Source organism: Kaistia granuli DSM 23481, from assembly GCF_000380505.1.
Classification (GTDB): Bacteria; Pseudomonadota; Alphaproteobacteria; order Rhizobiales; family Kaistiaceae; genus Kaistia; species Kaistia granuli.
On record NZ_AQYH01000005.1, the window covers coordinates 326753 to 344599 of the forward strand.

Here is a 17847-nt window from a genome sequence, read left to right on the forward strand (position 1 = left end):
TCATGTCCCAAGCGGCTGTCACCTATGAGACCGTCCTCGTCGAGACGCGGGACGCGGTCGGCGTCATCCGCCTGAACCGCCCGGCCGCGCTTAACGCCCTGAGCCGCCAGCTGATCGCCGATCTGAATACCGCGCTCGACGCCTTCGAGGCGGATGACGCGATCGGCGCCATCGTGCTGACCGGTTCGGAAAAGGCCTTCGCCGCCGGCGCCGACATCAAGGAGATGCAGTCACTCGGCTATGTCGACGTCTTCCTGGACGATTTCGTCGCCCGCTGGGAACGGCTCGCCTCGGTCCGCAAGCCGGTGATCGCGGCGGTCGGCGGCTTCGCTCTCGGCGGCGGCTGCGAACTGGCGCTGATGTGCGATCTTGTCATCGCGGCTGACAACGCGCGCTTCGGCCAGCCGGAAATCACGCTCGGCCTGATGCCGGGCGCCGGCGGCACCCAGCGCCTCGCCCGCTCGATCGGCAAGGCGAAGACCATGGACATGGTTCTGACCGGCCGGATGATCGACGCGGCCGAGGCGGAGCGGATCGGCCTCGTTTCGCGCGTGGTGCCGGCGGCGGAACTGCTCGATCAGGCCGTGGCCGCGGCTGGCAAGATTGCCGGCCTGTCGCGCCCGGCCGTGCTGATGGCCAAGGAGGCGGTCGACCGCGCCTTCGAGAGCCCGCTTTCCGACGGTATCCGCACCGAGCGGCGGCTGTTCCATTCGCTGTTCGCGACCGAGGATGCGCGCGAGGGAATGGCGGCCTTCCTCGCCAAACGGCCTGCGTCGTTCCGCAACCGCTGAATCCGGCGCTTCGTGATTGACGGCGCCCGGGCGGACGACTATAAGCCGCCAATGAACCCGGGGCGGCCTCGAAGCCGCCTCTTCCGTTTAGCCTGAACTCGTCTGGGTTTGTGGCACGGAAAGTCCAACGAACCGCTTTTTCAGGAAGGCCCCTCATGGCCAATACGCCGTCCGCCAAGAAGGCGACCCGCAAGATTGCTCGCCGTGCCGAGGTCAACCGCAATCGCCGCAGCCGCATGCGCACGCATGTGCGCAAGGTCGAAGAGGCGATCGCGTCCGGCAACGCCGCCGCCGCCGCCGAGGCCCTCAAGAACGCCCAGCCGGAATTGATGCGCGCTGCCCAGAAGGGCGTGCTGCACAAGAACACCGCTTCCCGTAAGGTTTCGCGTCTCGCGGCCCGCGTGAAGGCGATCTCTGCCTGATCTGCAGAGTTTCTGGGGATTGACAAAAGCTCGGCTTCGGCCGGGCTTTTTTGTTATGCGGGTAAGTGTCTGCCCTGCCTCAGAAATGCCGTGAAGGTCGGTCTTGGCATAGGGCCACGGATCCCTGCTTCGCACCATTTGATCAGCAAAATCAAATAGTTACGTGCGGGTCGTCAATGGTCCTGTCGACTCGGTCGGATTCCGATCGAGTCAAGAGGCATCGGTCGAATATTTTTCGCCCGCTTCGGATCTTTTCTTCGGCCGCCGCGCCGCCTTCTGAACCCTTTGACTCGTAAGGGATTCGCGAGGGCATGTTGGCGGATTGGGGCCGGGGGCCGTGGGGGTGGTTGCGAGGGGCGGGCGAATCTTGGTCATCCGCCGTTGCGACCCACCAACCCCCTGTGTATTTTCCCCTTCGTGGAGACGGCAGCTCTAGTTGTCGTCCGCCGGCGGGGTGCTCCGGCAATAATTCAAACGGGCGTTTCTCGCCTCAGAGAGTCTAGGGGCGCGACGGCAGTGAAATCACGGACATTCAGTTTGCTCTATATGTAGTGTTTGTGCGTATTTGATTGCTTCCGCGTTCTGGAAGATCCTCCATCACCCTGTATCAACTTGAGTTTTACATAGCGCGTGATCCCGACAGGTCATGTGCGTGAGGGGGCAGTATGTCTCGTTCGCCTGCCGGCAGCTTCGCCGGCGACGTTTCGGCCGATGAGGCTTGGGAAGGTCTCTCCAGTGAGCCGCAGTCGATGCTGATCGACGTGCGGACCCGGGCCGAGTGGGCTTATGTCGGCATTGTCGATCTGAGCGCGATCGGCAAGGAGACGCTTCTGGTCGAGTGGCAGAGCTACCCGACGATGGCGGTCAATGCCGACTTCGCCGAGGTACTCGCAGCCGAGCTCGATCGGCGCGGCGTCGCTCGTGAGACGGCCCTGTATTTTCTGTGCCGGTCCGGCGCGCGCAGCCTCGCGGCAGCGAACGCCCTGGCCGATGCCGGTTTCGACCGGTGCTTCAACATTGCCGGCGGCTTCGAAGGGCCGCTGGACGAGGGCCGACATCGTGGTTCCGTGGATGGCTGGAAAGCCGCGGGACTGCCTTGGGTCCAATCATGATTAGATGCCAATCGTTACGAGAGGGGCTCAGATGCGCGACGACAGGACAGGCGAATTCGGATCCGGGGCTTCGGCTCTGCGGACTATCGCCGTCAATGAGGATCTGCCGATGAGCGGGCGCGCGGATGCGGTATTGTGGGAGCGTGTCAAGACGCGGCTTCGGACCGAACTGGGTGAGGACGTCTTCTCGAGCTGGTTCGCGCGGGTTGAGTTCGAAAGCTCCGATGGCGCCTCCGTCAATCTGTCGGTGCCGACCCGGTTCCTGAAATCCTGGATCCAGGCGCATTATTTCGACCGGCTGCTCGGCCTGTGGGCCGCCGAGGTCGACAGCGTCCGCCGGGTCGAGCTGATCGTGCGCGGCGCCGTCCGGGCCCGTCCGGCGGTCAAGGTCGAGAAGCCGGTCGCCGCCGCCCAGGCTTCGTCGCCCGCCCCGACCTTCATTCCCGCCGCCAGCGCCGCTCCGATCGTCGTCGCCGCCGGCCCCGTCCGTTCCGAGCCCGATGGCGCCGGTTCGCCCGTCGATCCGCGCTTCACCTTCGATACCTTCTGCGAGGGTGGCGCCAATCGCGTCGCCTATGCCGCAGCGCGCGCCGTGGCCGAGACCCCCGCCGGCCGGCCGACGCCCTATAATCCCCTCTACCTTCATGCCGGCGTCGGCCGCGGCAAGACGCATCTGCTGCATGCCGTCGCCCAGGCGGCTCGCCGCGCCGATCCGAGCCGCAAGGTCGTCTACCTGACCGCCGAGCACTTCATGTTCCGTTTCGTCGCGGCGCTGAAGAACCAGTCGGCGATCGCTTTCAAGGAAAACCTGCGCGAGATCGACCTGCTTCTGATCGACGACCTGCAGTTCCTGCAGGGCAAGTCCGTGCAGCAGGAATTCTGCCACATGCTGAACGCGCTGATCGACGGCGCCCGGCAGGTGGTGGTGGCGGCCGACCGGCCGGCGGCCGAGCTGGAGACGCTCGACGAGCGCGTCCGTTCGCGCCTGCGTGGCGGCGTCGCCTTCGAGATCGGCTCGCCGGATCTGGATCTGCGGCGCGATATACTGAAGTCACGCTATGCGATCGCGCAGTCGCAGAACCCGGGCGTCGACGTTCCCGAGACCGTCATCGAATATGTCGCCCAGTCGGTGGTTTCGAACGGCCGCGACCTCGAAGGCGCGCTGAACCGCCTGGTGGCGCAGTGGCAGTTCACCAACCAGCCCGTCACGATGAATTCGGCCGAGATCACGCTGCGCGATCTCGTCGGCGCGCATGAACCGCGCCGGGTCAAGATCGAGGACATCCAGAAGGTCGTCTCGCGCCACTACAACGTCTCGAAGGCGGACCTGCTGTCGAGCCGCCGCACCCGCACCATCGTGCGGCCGCGCCAGATCGCCATGTATCTGTCGAAGACGCTGACGCCGCGCTCGCTGCCCGAAATCGGCCGTCGCTTCGGCGGTCGCGACCACACCACGGTGCTGCATGCCGTCCGCAAGGTCGAGGAGATGATGCAGGGCGACCAGCATCTGGCGGAAGAGATCGAATTGCTGAAGCGTATGATCGACGAATAGTCGATCGCGCGGGCCGGCGGGGCCTCTCCGCCGGCTCTTCGCATTCCGGCCCGCCCGGATGCATTTGTTCGCGGGCGAGGGCCTTGCGTTCCGGGCCGGAACAAGCCAATTTCCACGGTCCGTACCGGACGCTGCGTCCGGCCTCTGTCGGCGCCGCGCCATCCGCGCGGCTTTTCTGTCAAGGTTCCTGCGTTTCATGAGAGCGACCCTCGAGCGATCCAATCTCCTGAAGTCCCTCAATCACGTGCATCGCGTGGTCGAACGACGGAACACGATCCCGATCCTCTCCAACGTCCTGATCCGGGCAACCGGCTCGGAGCTGACGCTGAAGGCGACGGATCTCGATCTCGAGATTCTCGAGACGATCGCCGCCGATGTCGGCCGTCCCGGCGCGACGACGGTCCCCGCCCACATGCTCTACGACATCGTCCGCAAATTGCCGGACGGTTCGGAAGTGGCGCTGGAGACCTCGGCCGACGGCCAGACGCTGACGGTCCGCTCGGGCCGTTCGAATTTCTCGCTGCAGATGCTGCCGGAAACGGACTTTCCGGATCTGACCACGGGCGAGTTCCCGATTCGCTTCGAAATGCCGGCCTCAGCCTTCAAGACGCTGATCGACCGCACCCAGTTCGCGATCTCGACGGAAGAGACGCGCTATTATCTGAATGGCATCTATCTGCACACGCCGACGATCGAGGGCCGCACCGTGCTGCGCGCCGTCGCCACCGACGGCCATCGCCTGGCCAGGGCGCAGACCAATGCGCCGGCCGGCTCCGAGGGCATGCCGGGCATCATCGTGCCGCGCAAGGCGGTCGGCGAGATCCAGAAGCTGCTCGAAAGCTCGGAAGAGACGGCGACGATTGAACTGTCGGAGACGAAGATCCGCGTCTCGTTCGGCGGCGTCATCCTGACCTCGAAGCTGATCGACGGCACCTTCCCGGACTATGCCCGCGTCATCCCGCAGGGCAACGACAAGCTGCTCAAGGTCGATCGCGGCACCTTCTCGAACGCCGTCGACCGCGTCTCGACCATCGCCAGCGAGCGTGGCCGCGCCGTCAAGCTGTCGCTCTCCTCGGAAGGCCGGCTGGCGCTTACCGTCAACAATCCGGATTCCGGTTCGGCGACGGAAGAGCTCGATGTCGATTACCAGGCCGATCCGATCGATATCGGCTTCAATTCGAAATATCTGCTCGATATCGCCGGCCAGCTGAAGACCGGTACGGCGCTGTTCAAGCTGGCCGATCCCGGCTCGCCGACGCTGATCCAGGATGACGGCGACGAGGACGCGCTCTACGTCCTGATGCCGATGCGCGTGTGAGCCACGGCCCCGACGCCGGTCAGCCGCGCATCACGCGGCTGACGCTGGCGGATTTCCGCTCCTATGTCCGCCTTGACGTGTCGTTCACGCGTCGGCTCGTCGCGCTGTCGGGCGAGAATGGCGCCGGCAAGACCAATCTGCTCGAAGCGATCTCGCTGCTGTCGCCGGGGCGCGGCCTGCGCCGCGCCGACATGGCCGAGATGGCGCGGATCGGCGGCAATGGCGGCTTCGTCGTCGCTGTCGATCTCGACACGGCGAACGGTCCCGTCCGCCTCGGCACCGCGCTTGACGGGCAACCGCCCTCGCGCCGCTGCCGCATCGACGGCGCGCCGGTTTCCTCCGCCACGGCGTTCGCCGAATATTTGCGCATCGTCTGGCTGACGCCGGCGCTCGACGGGCTGTTCACCGGCCCGGCCGGCGACCGTCGCCGCTTCCTCGACCGGCTGGTGCTCGCCGTCGACGCGACGCATGGCAGCCGCGTCAATGCGTTCGAGAAGGCCGTGCGCGGCCGCAACCGGCTGCTCGAGGAGCCGTCGCCGGATCGTGCCTGGCTCGACGGCCTCGAGGCCGAGATCGCCGAGATCGGTGTCGCCGTCGCCGCCGCCCGCAAGGAGACGGCCGAGCGGCTCGCAGGCCTGATCGCCGAGGAACGCGACGACGCTTCGCCCTTTCCCTTCGCCGTGCTGGCGCTCGAGGGCGATGTCGAAGGCTGGATCGGCGACGGGTCGGCGGTCGAGGCGGAGGATCGCTATCGCGCAGCCCTTCGCAATGGCCGCGCTCGCGACCGCGCCGCCGGGCGGACCCTTGTCGGTCCGCAGGCGAGCGACCTCGTCGTCCGCCATGGACCGAAGGATGTTCCGGCAGGCCGGGCCTCGACCGGCGAGCAGAAGGCGCTTCTCGTCGGCATCGTGCTGGCGCATGCCCGCCTTGTCGCGCGGATGAGCGGACTGGCGCCGATCGTGCTTCTCGACGAGATCGCCGCCCATCTCGACCAGCGCCGGCGCGCCGCCCTGTTCGAGGCGCTCGACCGGCTCGGCAGCCAGATTTTCATGACGGGAGCGGACCCGGCGCTCTTCGCCGAATTGCCGCAATCCGGAGAGATCTTCACCGTGACGCACGGACGCGTCGAGCCGATGCCGCAGCAGGAAACAGGATCATGACGGGTTTGTCGATTTCGGGCCTGGCGCTCTTCGCCGCCGCGCTGGCGGTTGCCGCCTTCGCGCCCGGTCCCGGCATCGCGGCGATCGTCGCGCGCGTGCTCGGTCGCGGCCGTCCCGGCGCCATCGCGTTTACCGCCGGCATGGCGATGGGCGACATCGTCTGGCTGGCGCTCGCCGTCCTCGGCCTCGCCGTCGTCGCGCAGACCTTCCACGAGGTGTTCGCGCTGATCAAATATGCCGGCGCCGCCTATCTGCTGTTCATCGCCTGGAAGATGTGGAAGGCCCCGGTCGCGGCGCCGGACCTTGCCCCCGTCACGGCGCGCGAAAGCCAGGTGAAGCTGTTCTTCGCCGGTCTCGCCGTCTGCCTCGGCAACCCGAAGACGATGGTGTTCTATCTGGCGCTGTTGCCCTCGATCCTCGACATCACCCGCATCGACGCGCTCGCCTTCCTGGAACTGACGACGGTCACGCTGACGGTGGTCGGATTGGTGTTCGCTTTCTATGTCGGCGTGACCCTGCGTGCCCGCCGGCTGATCACCAGCCCGAAGGCGGTTCGCCTGGTCAACCGTGGCAGCAGCGTCGTCATGGCGGGTGCCGCGGTGGCGATCGCCACCCGCTGAACCGTCGTCGGCGCTGACGGATCGACGCGGCCCGGGTTTCGGGCGTGTCACACGGCCGGCGAGCGGCTAGCATCCGGGCGATAACGAATCACTTTCCCGGATGCTCCATGCCGCTATCGCGCGCCCGCGCAGCCTTGAAGACCGTCTTCGGCTATGATGATTTCCGCCCCGGCCAGGACGAGGTCATCGCGGCGGTGATGAGCGGCGAGCCCGTGCTCGCGGTGATGCCGACCGGTTCCGGCAAGTCGATGTGCTACCAGCTGCCGGCAATCGTCGATGGTGGGCTGACCGTCGTCGTCTCGCCGCTGATCGCGTTGATGCGCGACCAGGTGCAGCAGATGCAGCATGTCGGCGTCGCCGCGGCGACGTTGAACTCCAGCAATGGCGATGACGCCAATCGCGAGACGCTGCGCCGACTGCGCGCCGGTGAGATCAGGCTGCTGTTCGTCTCGCCCGAACGTCTGGCCGGCGACGGGCTGGTCTCGCTGCTCGCCGCCTGCGACGTCCGTCGCCTCGCGATCGACGAGGCGCATTGCGTCTCGCAATGGGGTCATGACTTCCGCCCCGAATACCGCCAGCTCGCCTCGGTGCGCGAAGCGCTCGGCGGCGTCCAGGTGGTGGCGCTGACGGCAACCGCCGACCAGGCGACCCGCAACGATATCGCCACCCAGCTCTTCGCCTCGCCGCCCCGCGTCGTCGTGCACTCCTTCGACCGGCCGAACATCCATCTGCGCTTCGAGGCGAAGGACCGGCCGCGCACGCAGATCGCCGACTTCCTCGCCCGCCATAAGGGCGGCAGCGGCATCATCTACGCCTCGTCGCGCGACAAGACCGAGAAGCTGTCGGAGTGGCTGGTCGGCAAGGGCATCCGCTCGGTGCCCTATCACGCCGGTCTCGACGCCGAGACGCGCTCGAAGCATCAGGACATCTTCCTGCAGGAGGACGGCGTCGTCGTCGTCGCCACCGTCGCCTTCGGCATGGGCATCAACAAGCCGGACGTCCGTTTCGTCATCCATGCCGACATGCCGGCCGGGGTCGAGGCCTATTACCAGGAGATCGGCCGCGCCGGGCGCGATGGCCTGCCGGCCGACACGCTGACGCTCTACGGCCTCGACGACATGGCCTTCCGCCGTCGCCAGATCGACGAGAAGGCGATCGGCGAGGCGCAGCGCCGGGTCGAGAAGAAGCGGCTCGCCGCCATGACGGATCTGGCGGAATCGGCGACCTGCCGGCGCCAGGCGCTGCTCGCCTATTTCGGCGAACAGCGTGGCCCCTGCGGCCATTGCGATCTCTGCCAGGGCGGCGCCGAACTGGTCGACGCGACGATCGATGCGCAGAAGGTGCTGTCGGCCGTGGTGCGCACCGGCCAGCGCTATGGCGCGGCGCATCTCGTCGACGTCTTGCGCGGCGAGGCGACCGACGCCGTGCAGCGCCAGGGCCATGACCGGATCAAGACCTTCGGCGTCGGTTCGGAGCGGAGCGCCCATGTCTGGCGCACGCTGGTGCGGCAGCTCTTCGCCGCCGGGGCGCTCGCCGAGGCGAGTGAGGAGCATGGCGGTTTCCGCATCACGCCGGAAGGCGAGGCCGTGCTGTTCGGCCATGAGAAGATCGCGCTGCGCTCGATCCGCGAGGCAGCGCCCAAGCGCAGCCGGCGTGCCGAGAAGGATGACCGCGCAGATGGTCTCGACGAGGCGACGGCGACGATGTTCGAGCAGTTGCGGGCGCTGCGCCGCGAGATCGCCCGCGACGAGGGCGTGCCGGCCTACATGGTCTTCCCGGACCGCACGCTGATCGAGATGGCCGAGGCGATGCCCGGCACGCTCGACGAGATGCGCGGCGTGCAGGGCGTCGGCGAGCGCAAGCTCAGCCTCTACGGTGAAGCCTTCCTCGAGGCGCTGCATTCGTCACGGTGACGGTCTTTCCCGCGGGTCCCGCCGGCTGACGGCGCGCGTCTGTCGCCGGATCAGCCCGGCCCTTGCCAGCCCGAACACGATCAGGACGCCGAGGCAGAGCGCCCCGGCGATGATCAACTTGTGGTCGTGATGCAATTTGCCGGTAACGCGCTCGATCGTCTGGCCGAACAGGTAGCCGGCCGTGGTGAACAGCGCCGCCCAGACGGCGGCGGAGGCGATGTTCAGGGCGGCATAGAGCGATGGCCTGACGCCGGCGACGCCGAGCGCGATCGGGCTGATCGTGCGGATGCCGTAGACGAAGCGGAAGCTCAGGATGAACAGCACCTGGTTGCGCTCGATGCGCTCCAGGACCTTGGCGAAGAGCGGTCGCCCGACCTGTCGCCGCACCATCCGGCTGCTCGCGAAATGGCGTCCGACATAGAACAGCAGCTGGTCGCCGGTGACCGACCCGGCAAAGGCGGCGAGAAAAACCGCATAGGGGTTCATCACGCCCTGATGGGCGAGGAAGCCGGCGGCGATCAGCACGCTCTCGCCCTCGATGATGACGCCGATATAGACGACGATCAGCCCGTAGTGGACGAGGAAAGCATGAATGGCGTCCATCGATCGGCGTTCCCTGACTCGGCCTCGGGAGGGCGGCCCTCACCATCCCGTCAAGCCGCGCGACATGCAAGCGGCGGCCGATAGCCGCGTGCGCGGCGAAGCCAAGGCAACCCTTCGTTTTCGCCACCGTTGCGCCGTCATTAAAGACTAGGTGTGAGGGTGCAATTTGCTTGTCGAAGCAATATATTAGCCTCTCGATTCGACTTTTCGCGCGCGTGCACGCGCGAAGCTTTCAAGGAAGCCTGAATGTCCGATACCGCCCGCGATCAAGCCTCCGAAGCCTACGGCGCCGATTCCATCAAGGTGCTCAAGGGTTTGGACGCCGTCCGCAAGCGCCCGGGCATGTATATCGGCGACACCGATGACGGCTCCGGACTGCATCACATGGTCTATGAAGTGGTCGACAACGCCATCGACGAGGCGCTCGCCGGCCACGCCGACCTCGTCGAGGTGACGCTCAATCCGGACGGTTCCTGCACCGTGCGCGACAATGGCCGCGGCATTCCGACCGATCTGCATGCCGAGGAAGGCGTTTCCGCCGCCGAGGTCATCATGACCCAGCTGCATGCCGGCGGTAAGTTCGACCAGAATTCCTACAAGGTCTCCGGCGGTCTGCACGGCGTCGGCGTCTCGGTCGTCAACGCGCTGTCGAGCTGGCTCAAGCTGAAGATCTGGCGCAACGGCAAGGTGCACGAGATCGAATTCGCGCACGGCAATGCCGTGTCGCCGCTGAAGGTGGTCGGCGACTGGGACGGTCGCAACGGCACCGAGGTGTCCTTCCTGCCCTCGACCGAAACCTTCACCAAGGTCGACTTCGATTTCGAGACGCTGGAGCACCGGTTGCGGGAGCTCGCCTTCCTGAATTCGGGCGTGCACATCGTGCTGACCGACAAGCGCGGCGTCGAGGTCCGTCGCGAGGAGCTCGTCTATGAGGGCGGCCTCGAGGCATTCGTGCGCTATCTCGACCGCACCAAGAAGCAGCTGATGCCGGCGCCGATCACCATGGTCAACGAACGCGACGGCATCACCGTCGAGGTCGCGATGTGGTGGAACGACAGCTATCACGAGAACGTCCTCTGCTTCACCAACAACATCCCGCAGCGCGATGGCGGCACCCATCTCGCCGGCTTCCGCGGCGCGCTGACGCGCCAGGTGACCGGCTATGCCGAGAGCCAGGGCATTTCCAAGCGCGAGAAGGTGACGCTCGCCGCCGATGATTGCCGCGAGGGCCTGACCGCCGTCGTCTCGGTCAAGGTGCCGGACCCGAAATTCTCGTCGCAGACCAAGGACAAGCTGGTCTCGTCGGAAGTCCGCCCCGTCGTCGAGAACATCGTCAACGAGATGCTCGGCCAGTGGTTCGAGGAGCATCCGACGGAATCGAAGGCGATCGTCTCCAAGGTCGTCGAGGCGGCGACGGCGCGTGAGGCCGCCCGCAAGGCGCGCGAGCTGACCCGCCGCAAGGGCGCGCTCGATATTGCCTCGCTGCCCGGCAAGCTCGCCGACTGCCAGGAACGCGATCCGGCCAAGTCCGAAATCTTCATCGTCGAGGGTGACTCGGCAGGTGGTTCCGCCAAGCAGGGCCGCAACCGCGAGAACCAGGCCGTTCTGCCGCTGCGCGGCAAGATCCTGAATGTCGAGCGGGCGCGCTTCGACAAGATGCTGTCGTCCGAACAGATCGGCATGCTGATCATCGCGCTCGGCACCTCGATCGGCAAGGACGAGTTCGCGCCGGACAAGCTGCGCTACCACAAGATCATCATCATGACGGACGCCGACGTCGACGGCGCCCATATCCGCACCCTGCTGCTCACCTTCTTCTTCCGGCAGATGCCGGAGCTGATCGAGCGCGGCCATGTCTACATCGCCCAGCCGCCGCTCTATAAGGTCACCCGTGGCCGCTCGGAGCAGTATCTGAAGAACGAGCGCGCGCTCGAGGATTATCTGATCCAGCAGGGCCTCGACGAGGCGGCGCTGCATCTCGATGACGGCGAGGTTCGCGCCGGCGCCGATCTCGACCACCTGATCCAGGACGCCCGCCAGATCGCGACGATCCTGACCGGCATCCACACCCGCTATGATCGCGGCATGGTCGAGCAGGCGGCGATGGCCGGCGGTCTCGATCCGGCGCTGCTCGAAGACAAGGATCGCGCGCTCGCCGCCGCCGCCGCCATTGCGACGAGGCTCGACCTGATCGCCGAGGAGACGGAGCGCGGCTGGCAGGGCACGCTCGATCCGCATGGCGGCTACCGCTTCGAGCGCGAGGTTCGCGGCGTCCGCGAGTACCACACGATCGACATGGCGCTGATCGATTCGGCCGACGCGCGAAAGCTGCACGCCATCGCCTCGCGCATTTCCGACGTCTTCGCCAAGCCGTCGACGCTGCGCCGCAAGGACATGTCGACGCCGATCTTCGGGCCGCGCTCGCTGCTGGAAGCCGTCTTCCTGCAGGGCCGCAAGGGCATCCAGATGCAGCGCTACAAGGGCCTTGGCGAGATGAACGCCAGCCAGCTCTGGGAAACGACGCTCGACCCGAACGTCCGCTCGCTGCTGCAGGTGAAGATCAAGGAGGCCGACGCCGCCGACGATCTCTTCACCAAGCTGATGGGCGACGAGGTCGAACCGCGCCGCGAGTTCATCCAGGACAACGCCCTCAACGTCGTCAATCTCGACGTCTGACCCGCGACGGTTGCAAGCGCGCCTGATCTCCCCGGGTGGCAGAACGGGCGGCGCGTGCTAAGCTCGGCCACCTAGGATGTCGCACTCCGGCGGCGCGCGCCCTGCGGGCTGCCGGTGATCAGTCAGACACAAAAATCAGGGATGAAACACTTTGCCGCAACTCGCTGATATTGGCGTGATGGGTCTCGCCGTGATGGGCGCGAACCTCGCCCGCAACGCCGCCCGCAAGGGCTTCGGCGTCGCCGTGTTCAACCGCAACGGCGCCCGCACCGACGAACTCATCAACGAGCATGGCTCCGAAGGTCGTTTCACGCCGTCGAAGACGATCCCCGAATTCGTCGCCTCGATCGCCAAGCCGCGCGCCATCATCATCATGGTCAAGGCCGGCAAGCCGGTCGACGACGTGATCGAGGAACTGCTGCCGCATCTGGATGTCGGCGACATCATCATCGATGGCGGCAATTCGCTCTACACCGACACCAACCGGCGCTTCCACTACCTGAAGGACCGCGACATCAAGTTCATCGGCATGGGCGTGTCCGGTGGCGAGGAAGGCGCGCTCGAAGGTCCGAGCATGATGCCGGGCGGCACCCGCGAGGCCTATGCCCGCATCGAGCCGATCGTCACCAAGATGGCGGCGCAAGTCGATGGCGAGCCCTGCTGCACCTATATCGGCACCGAGGGCTCCGGCCACTACGTCAAGATGGTGCATAACGGCATCGAATATGCCGACATGCAGCTGATCACCGAAGCCTACGACCTGTTCAAGACGGTCTACGGCCTCGATGCGGGCGAGATCGCCGACATTTTCGCCGAATGGAACAAGGGCGAGCTCAACTCGTATCTGATCGAGATCACCGACGCCGTGCTGCGCAAGGTCGACCAGACCGGCAAGCCGCTGGTCGATTCGATCGTCGACGAGGCGGAGCAGAAGGGCACCGGCCGCTGGACGGCGCAATCGGCGCTCGATCTCGGCGTGCCGCTGACCTCGATCACCGAGGCGGTGTTCGCCCGCGCGCTCTCGGGCCGTCGCGCCCAGCGCGCCGAGGCGGAGAAGCGCTTCCCCCATCCGGCCACGGCCAAGCGTACCATCACCCAGGCCGACATCGACGCGATCCGCGACGCGCTCTACGCCTCGAAGATCGTCGCCTACGCCCAGGGTTTCGAGCAGTTGCAGGTCGCGGCCGAGCAGTACGGCTGGGATCTGAAGCTCGGCGAGCTCGCCACGATCTGGCGCGGCGGCTGCATCATCCGTGCCCGCTTCCTGAACCGTATCCGCGAGGCCTACGATTCCGGCGCCACTGTCTCGAACCTGCTGCTCGAGGATTATTTCCACGACGCTGTCGTTCAGGCCGAGGCGAACTGGCGCAAGGTCGTCGGGCTGGCCATCGCCGAGGGCATCCCGGTTCCGGCCTTCTCGTCGTCGATCGCCTATTATGACGGCCTGCGCCGCGCCCGCGGCCCGGCCAACCTGCTGCAGGGCCTGCGCGACTATTTCGGCGCGCACACTTATGGCCGCCTCGACAAGCCCGGCAAGTTCCACACCCGCTGGAGCCAGGACGGATCCGAGATCCCGGCCTGAGCCGACGCTTCGCCGGCGTCGCTTTCCGGAGCGGTTCGCTCAGCAACAAAACGATACCGGCCCGCAATCCTGTGTTGCGGGTCGGCCCAAATCCCGGCGTATTCGCCCCCGATCCTGACGTAGCGGATCCATCTTGCGACCTTGCCGTTGCGCGACGGATCCATCGCCCCCACATGAGGTGGCGTGTTTGAACAGGCGGAGACGATGACGACCTACCGGACCTTTACGATTTCGGGCCCCCGTGGTGCTTCCAGCTGGAAGGACAAGCTGAAACTTGCCGCGGCCTTGGCCGTCGGCGGCGCCGTGATGTTCGCCGCGCTGGTCGTTTCGCTGTCGATCGCCCTCGTGCTCATCCCGGTCCTCGGCATCGTCTATCTGTTCCGCCGGCGCATCCTGCGGGCGTTTCTCGCCCGCACCATGCCGCCCGGTGCCCAGCCCGGGCCGCAGCCGCGCCCGCAGGCCCGCAGCTACGAGACCGCGAGCCCGTTCGAAGAGCCGGGTCCGTTCCGTGCACAGCCCGGCAACCGCCCGAGTGACGGCGTGACGATCGAGACGGATTACCGGATCGTCGAGCCGAACGAGGATCGGACCGACCGTCGCTGAGCGCGACGCCTGCCGATCGCGGCAGGATCGCTCGAATGTGATCAGCCCCCAGCGCGATACGCGATCTCGAGCCCGTTCGATCGGATAGACTTGTCCGGTCGTGCCGGGCTTTTTCGTGCCGCCTCGGGTCGACGGATCGTGGATCCGCGCGGCGGCCCGGCGCAGTCATGGGAGGATGCGATGCAGGACGCGCTCAATCTCTCAAGTCTCCGCAAGGCAGTGGAAGGCAACGACGCCAAGGCGCTGGCGGCCTTCTATACCGACGATGCCGAAATCCGGGTGATCGACCAGGACCATCCGCCGAGCCGGCCGCTCGTGCTCAAGGGCAAGAAGGCGATCGGCGCCATGCTGGACGATGTCTGCGGGCGCGCCCTGAAGCACCACATCGACGATGGCCTGATGGAGGGCAGCCACGCCGCCTTCGCCGAGACCTGCACCTATCCGGACGGCGTCAAGGTCTATATGAGCGCCATGCTGGAACTCGCCGATGGCAAGATCCGTCGCCAGACCAATATCCAGGCCTGGGATCATTGAAGGTGAGGGGCGCTACTGCGTCTCCGGTCCCAGCCCAGCCCAGCCCAGCCCAGCCCAGCGCCGGCCCGCGGCCCACACTCGCCGTCATCCCGGACGCAGCGCCGCGGAGATCCGGGATCCATGCAGCCGTGAAGCCGGGAGCTTCGCCCGGCGGCCAACCCGGCTGAATGGACCTCGGGTCAAGCCTGGGATGACGGGGAGCGCGGTGCGCCTAAGGTGGCAGCGCGGTGGCGTGGCCTACCGCTCCAGCCGGTTGACGAACCAGCGGGTCAGTTCGATCCAGACCTGGTCCTTCTCGGCGGCGTCCTCGATGCCGTGCTCGATATTGGGATTGTCGTTGACCTCGATGACGAAGAAGCCGTCCTCGGTCTCCTTGATGTCGACGCCGTAGAGTCCGTTGCCGATCAGTTGCGCGGCGCGCAGCCCGATGTCGATCACCTCGGGCGGCGCCTGCCCGATCGTCATCGAGCGCAATCCGCCTTCCAGCGCCTTGCCGTTCTCCTGATGCTTGACGATTTGCCAGTGCTTCTTGGCCATGGTGTACTGGCAGACGAACAGCGGCTTGCCGCCCAGCACGCCGACGCGCCAGTCGAATTCCGTCGGCATGAATTTCTGCGCCAGCAGCAGATCGGTGTCCTTGAACCAGGCGCGCGCCAGTTCGCCCATGGCGCGGTGATTGTCGACCTTCTTCACGCCGCGCGAGAACGACGAATCCGGGATCTTCAGCACGAGCGGGAAGCCGAGCTGGTCGCCGGCGCGCTCGAGATCGCGATTGCCGGCGAGGATGACGGTCGGCGGCACGGCGATGCCGTTGCCGGTCATCAGTTCCTGCAGATAGACCTTGTTGGTGCAGCGGATCATCGAGACCGGATCGTCGATCACCGGCATGCCTTCCTGCACGGCGCGGCGGGCGAAACGGTAGGTGTGATTGTCGATCGAGGTCGTCTCGCGGATGAACAGCGCGTCGAATTCGGCCAGCCGCGCCAGATCCTTCTTGGTGATCGGTTCGACCTCGACGCCGAGCTTCTCGGCGATCCGCGCCCAGTGCTTCAGCGAGACGAGGTTGGAGGGCGGCATCGCCTCGGTCGGATCGTGCAGCACGGCGAAGGAGTAGCGCGGCGACGAGCGGGTCGCCTTCTTCGAACGCCACTCGCGTCGCGTGTGGTCGTGCAGCGCCTCGTGGAAGAAGGCGAGCTCGTCGGGACTGAGCTTGTTCAGCGGCACGGCGGCGAGTTTGCGGATCTCGGCCCGGCTGGCCGGGTCGATCGTCACTTCCAGCACCGGGCAGCGGAACCAGTCGAACAGCAGCCGGGCGAAACGGTCGAAGCGATGGTCCTCGACGATGCCGAACATCACCAGTAGCCGGGCCGGCATGTCCTTGTCGTCGGAGGCCGTGATCGCCTTGGCCAGCTGGTCTTCGAGCTCGGGAATCGCCTGCGCGTACAGGGACTTGCTGCCGAGGTCGATCATCGTCTCGACGGTCGGCACGACGCGGTGGCCGCGCGCGCCAGCGAGCAGCGACGCGTAATAGCCGCGGCTCTGATAGGCGAAGGAGCGCGACAGGTTGATGATCTTCGGCCGTGACCCGCGAAACAGGTTGGCGCGGGCCAGATAGTCTTTCGTCGTGATGACCTTGTGGGGGGTGTCTTCGTTAGGAAAGTCCTTGGCGGTGTCGACCAGGATCACCCAATCCGGCATGGTTCACCTCGGTCTGAGTACAACGGCCGCGCGCAACGCCTCCCGGCCCCAGCGCGCCATATGGCCGAAATCGGCATAGGGGATGGGCAGGTTCGCCGCGTCGTTGTGGGTCTCGTGCTCGCGGTCCTCGACCCACGGGTCGTGGATGAACAGATGGCGTCCGTCGTCGCCGACCACCAGTACCCAGTGCGGCACCTTCTTGCCGAACATGCGGTAGGCGGAAATCAGCACGATGACGAGCGCGCCGCCGGCCAATGCCTTGCGGATCGCGGCGACATCGAGCGGCTGGTAGGCGATCGGAATCTCGAAGGCGATCGTCTGGTGGCGGAAGTCTTCCTGCGCCAGCGCCATGACGCGGCGCTTTTCCGGATCACGCACCGACTCCAGGAACAGCGAGCCTTCCCGGCTCACATGGATGCTGGCGGCGAGCCCGTTGCGCGCCGCCGAGACGGCGAGGCCATGGGGATCGCAGCCGCCGAGCCCGGCCATCATGAACACCGTCGTCGCCTGGCGCCAGAGCTTGATCTCCTCGACCGGGCTCATGGCGTAATCCTTGCGGAAATGGCCGAGCGCCATCATCACGCAGCAGGGGCCGCAGGTGAAATCCGTCGTCTGCTCGTAATAGCGCACCGACGTCGACTGCGCCGGCCCGCGCAACCGCTTCTCGAAGCGCAGCGCGTCGGCGTGATCCTCGTAATAGTCGAGATAGCGGCCGATGCGGCGATAGCCGAGCCGCTCGTAGAGTTGGATGCCGGCCGCGTTGTCCTCGCGCACTTCCAGCCGCAGCAGGAAGCGGTCGCGGGCGAAGGCTACCCGCTCGGCCTCCGCCATCAGCGCGGCGCCGATGCCGCTGCCGCGCATCTCCGGCAGCACGGCGATCGAATAGAGCCGCGCCATGCCGGTGCCGGTCCGGAACAGCAGCAGCGTATAGCCGACGAGCTGGCCATCTGGCAGGCTGGCGACGGTGATCGCCGCCGTCGGCGCCTCGACCAGCTTGCGGAAGCTGCGCCGGGCGATCCGGTCGGTCTCGAAGCAGCGGGCTTCGATCGCGACCAGCCCGTCGACATCGGCGACCCCGGCGGGGCGCACGCTGAAGAGGGGCGGCGAGGGGGCGACGACTGCACTCACAAGGCGCGATGGAACGCCCATTTCGGCCGATCCGCAAGAGTGGGCGCGCCCCGTTCGGCGCACCCTCCGTTGGCGCGATCTCGGCCTCCAATTGCGGCGGCGCCAAGGCCGGAATCCGCACGCAATCGTGAGCGG

Annotated in this window: 15 protein-coding genes; 12 read left to right on the top strand and 3 right to left on the bottom strand. The window is 66.5% G+C overall.

What is annotated here, in order from left to right:
* The first annotated feature begins 2 nt into the window (after positions 1-2).
* From G342_RS0107230 to recQ, 8 genes are all read left to right on the top strand, one after another.
* A complete protein-coding gene (locus tag G342_RS0107230) occupies positions 3-791 on the top strand; it encodes an enoyl-CoA hydratase (protein ID WP_018182450.1) in 789 nt (262 codons plus the stop codon).
* A 155-nt stretch (positions 792-946) separates the two neighbouring features.
* Positions 947-1213, top strand: a complete 267-nt coding sequence (gene rpsT, locus G342_RS0107235) for a 30S ribosomal protein S20 (protein ID WP_018182451.1) — start codon at positions 947-949, stop codon at positions 1211-1213.
* Positions 1214-1878: 665 nt separating this feature from the next.
* Positions 1879-2325, top strand: coding sequence for a rhodanese-like domain-containing protein (locus G342_RS0107245; protein ID WP_018182452.1), 447 nt, complete (start codon positions 1879-1881; stop codon positions 2323-2325).
* A 109-nt stretch (positions 2326-2434) separates the two neighbouring features.
* Positions 2435-3877 (top strand): chromosomal replication initiator protein DnaA, encoded by a 1443-nt coding sequence (gene dnaA, locus G342_RS0107250; protein ID WP_040878465.1) that lies wholly within the window; start codon positions 2435-2437, stop codon positions 3875-3877.
* Positions 3878-4073: 196 nt separating this feature from the next.
* Positions 4074-5195 carry a DNA polymerase III subunit beta gene (gene dnaN / locus G342_RS0107255; RefSeq protein WP_026304214.1) on the top strand — a complete coding sequence of 374 codons (1122 nt, stop codon included), beginning with the start codon at positions 4074-4076 and terminating at the stop codon, positions 5193-5195.
* Positions 5192-6355, top strand: coding sequence for a DNA replication/repair protein RecF (gene recF, locus G342_RS0107260; protein WP_018182455.1), 1164 nt, complete (start codon positions 5192-5194; stop codon positions 6353-6355). Before dnaN ends, recF begins: the two co-directional genes overlap by 4 nt.
* The gene (locus G342_RS0107265; protein WP_018182456.1) at positions 6352-6975 is read left to right on the top strand and encodes a LysE family transporter; all 624 of its coding nucleotides are present in this window, start codon (positions 6352-6354) and stop codon (positions 6973-6975) included. Before recF ends, G342_RS0107265 begins: the two co-directional genes overlap by 4 nt.
* Positions 6976-7082: 107 nt before the next feature.
* On the top strand, positions 7083-8888 hold the full coding sequence (recQ, locus tag G342_RS0107270) for a DNA helicase RecQ (RefSeq protein ID WP_018182457.1): 1806 nt from the start codon (positions 7083-7085) through the stop codon (positions 8886-8888).
* Here recQ and G342_RS23535 read toward each other — a convergent pair.
* The gene (locus tag G342_RS23535) at positions 8880-9491 is read right to left on the bottom strand and encodes a DedA family protein (protein WP_018182458.1); all 612 of its coding nucleotides are present in this window, start codon (positions 9489-9491) and stop codon (positions 8880-8882) included. The two genes, recQ and G342_RS23535, sit on opposite strands and share 9 nt — an antisense overlap.
* Positions 9492-9737: 246 nt before the next feature.
* On the opposite strand from G342_RS23535, the gene gyrB reads away from it, so the two are divergent.
* From gyrB to G342_RS0107295, 4 genes are all read left to right on the top strand, one after another.
* A complete protein-coding gene (gyrB, locus tag G342_RS0107280) occupies positions 9738-12167 on the top strand; it encodes a DNA topoisomerase (ATP-hydrolyzing) subunit B (protein ID WP_018182459.1) in 2430 nt (809 codons plus the stop codon).
* 151 nt (positions 12168-12318) lie between these two features.
* Positions 12319-13749 (top strand): NADP-dependent phosphogluconate dehydrogenase, encoded by a 1431-nt coding sequence (gene gndA / locus G342_RS0107285; protein ID WP_026304216.1) that lies wholly within the window; start codon positions 12319-12321, stop codon positions 13747-13749.
* A gap of 204 nt (positions 13750-13953) precedes the next feature.
* Positions 13954-14352, top strand: coding sequence for a hypothetical protein (locus tag G342_RS0107290; RefSeq protein ID WP_156830845.1), 399 nt, complete (start codon positions 13954-13956; stop codon positions 14350-14352).
* 180 nt (positions 14353-14532) lie between these two features.
* Positions 14533-14886, top strand: a complete 354-nt coding sequence (locus tag G342_RS0107295) for a nuclear transport factor 2 family protein (RefSeq protein ID WP_018182462.1) — start codon at positions 14533-14535, stop codon at positions 14884-14886.
* A gap of 237 nt (positions 14887-15123) precedes the next feature.
* Here the strand turns inward: G342_RS0107295 and G342_RS0107300 are convergent, their stop codons facing one another.
* Positions 15124-16584 (bottom strand): RimK family alpha-L-glutamate ligase, encoded by a 1461-nt coding sequence (locus tag G342_RS0107300; RefSeq protein ID WP_018182463.1) that lies wholly within the window; start codon positions 16582-16584, stop codon positions 15124-15126.
* 3 nt (positions 16585-16587) lie between these two features.
* Positions 16588-17733 carry a GNAT family N-acetyltransferase/peptidase C39 family protein gene (locus G342_RS0107305; RefSeq protein WP_018182464.1) on the bottom strand — a complete coding sequence of 382 codons (1146 nt, stop codon included), beginning with the start codon at positions 17731-17733 and terminating at the stop codon, positions 16588-16590.
* Positions 17734-17847: the final 114 nt, after the last annotated feature.

Coding starts and splice junctions, on each gene's coding strand:
- G342_RS0107290 (WP_156830845.1), top strand. CDS start 13,954: ATGACGACCTACCGGACCTTTACGATTTCGGGCCCCCGTGGTGCTTCC.
- G342_RS0107300 (WP_018182463.1), bottom strand. CDS start 16,584: ATGCCGGATTGGGTGATCCTGGTCGACACCGCCAAGGACTTTCCTAAC.
- G342_RS0107230 (WP_018182450.1), top strand. CDS start 3: ATGTCCCAAGCGGCTGTCACCTATGAGACCGTCCTCGTCGAGACGCGG.
- G342_RS0107305 (WP_018182464.1), bottom strand. CDS start 17,733: ATGGGCGTTCCATCGCGCCTTGTGAGTGCAGTCGTCGCCCCCTCGCCG.
- gyrB (WP_018182459.1), top strand. CDS start 9,738: ATGTCCGATACCGCCCGCGATCAAGCCTCCGAAGCCTACGGCGCCGAT.
- dnaA (WP_040878465.1), top strand. CDS start 2,435: ATGAGCGGGCGCGCGGATGCGGTATTGTGGGAGCGTGTCAAGACGCGG.
- G342_RS0107295 (WP_018182462.1), top strand. CDS start 14,533: ATGCAGGACGCGCTCAATCTCTCAAGTCTCCGCAAGGCAGTGGAAGGC.
- dnaN (WP_026304214.1), top strand. CDS start 4,074: ATGAGAGCGACCCTCGAGCGATCCAATCTCCTGAAGTCCCTCAATCAC.
- G342_RS0107245 (WP_018182452.1), top strand. CDS start 1,879: ATGTCTCGTTCGCCTGCCGGCAGCTTCGCCGGCGACGTTTCGGCCGAT.
- rpsT (WP_018182451.1), top strand. CDS start 947: ATGGCCAATACGCCGTCCGCCAAGAAGGCGACCCGCAAGATTGCTCGC.
- recQ (WP_018182457.1), top strand. CDS start 7,083: ATGCCGCTATCGCGCGCCCGCGCAGCCTTGAAGACCGTCTTCGGCTAT.
- G342_RS0107265 (WP_018182456.1), top strand. CDS start 6,352: ATGACGGGTTTGTCGATTTCGGGCCTGGCGCTCTTCGCCGCCGCGCTG.
- G342_RS23535 (WP_018182458.1), bottom strand. CDS start 9,491: ATGGACGCCATTCATGCTTTCCTCGTCCACTACGGGCTGATCGTCGTC.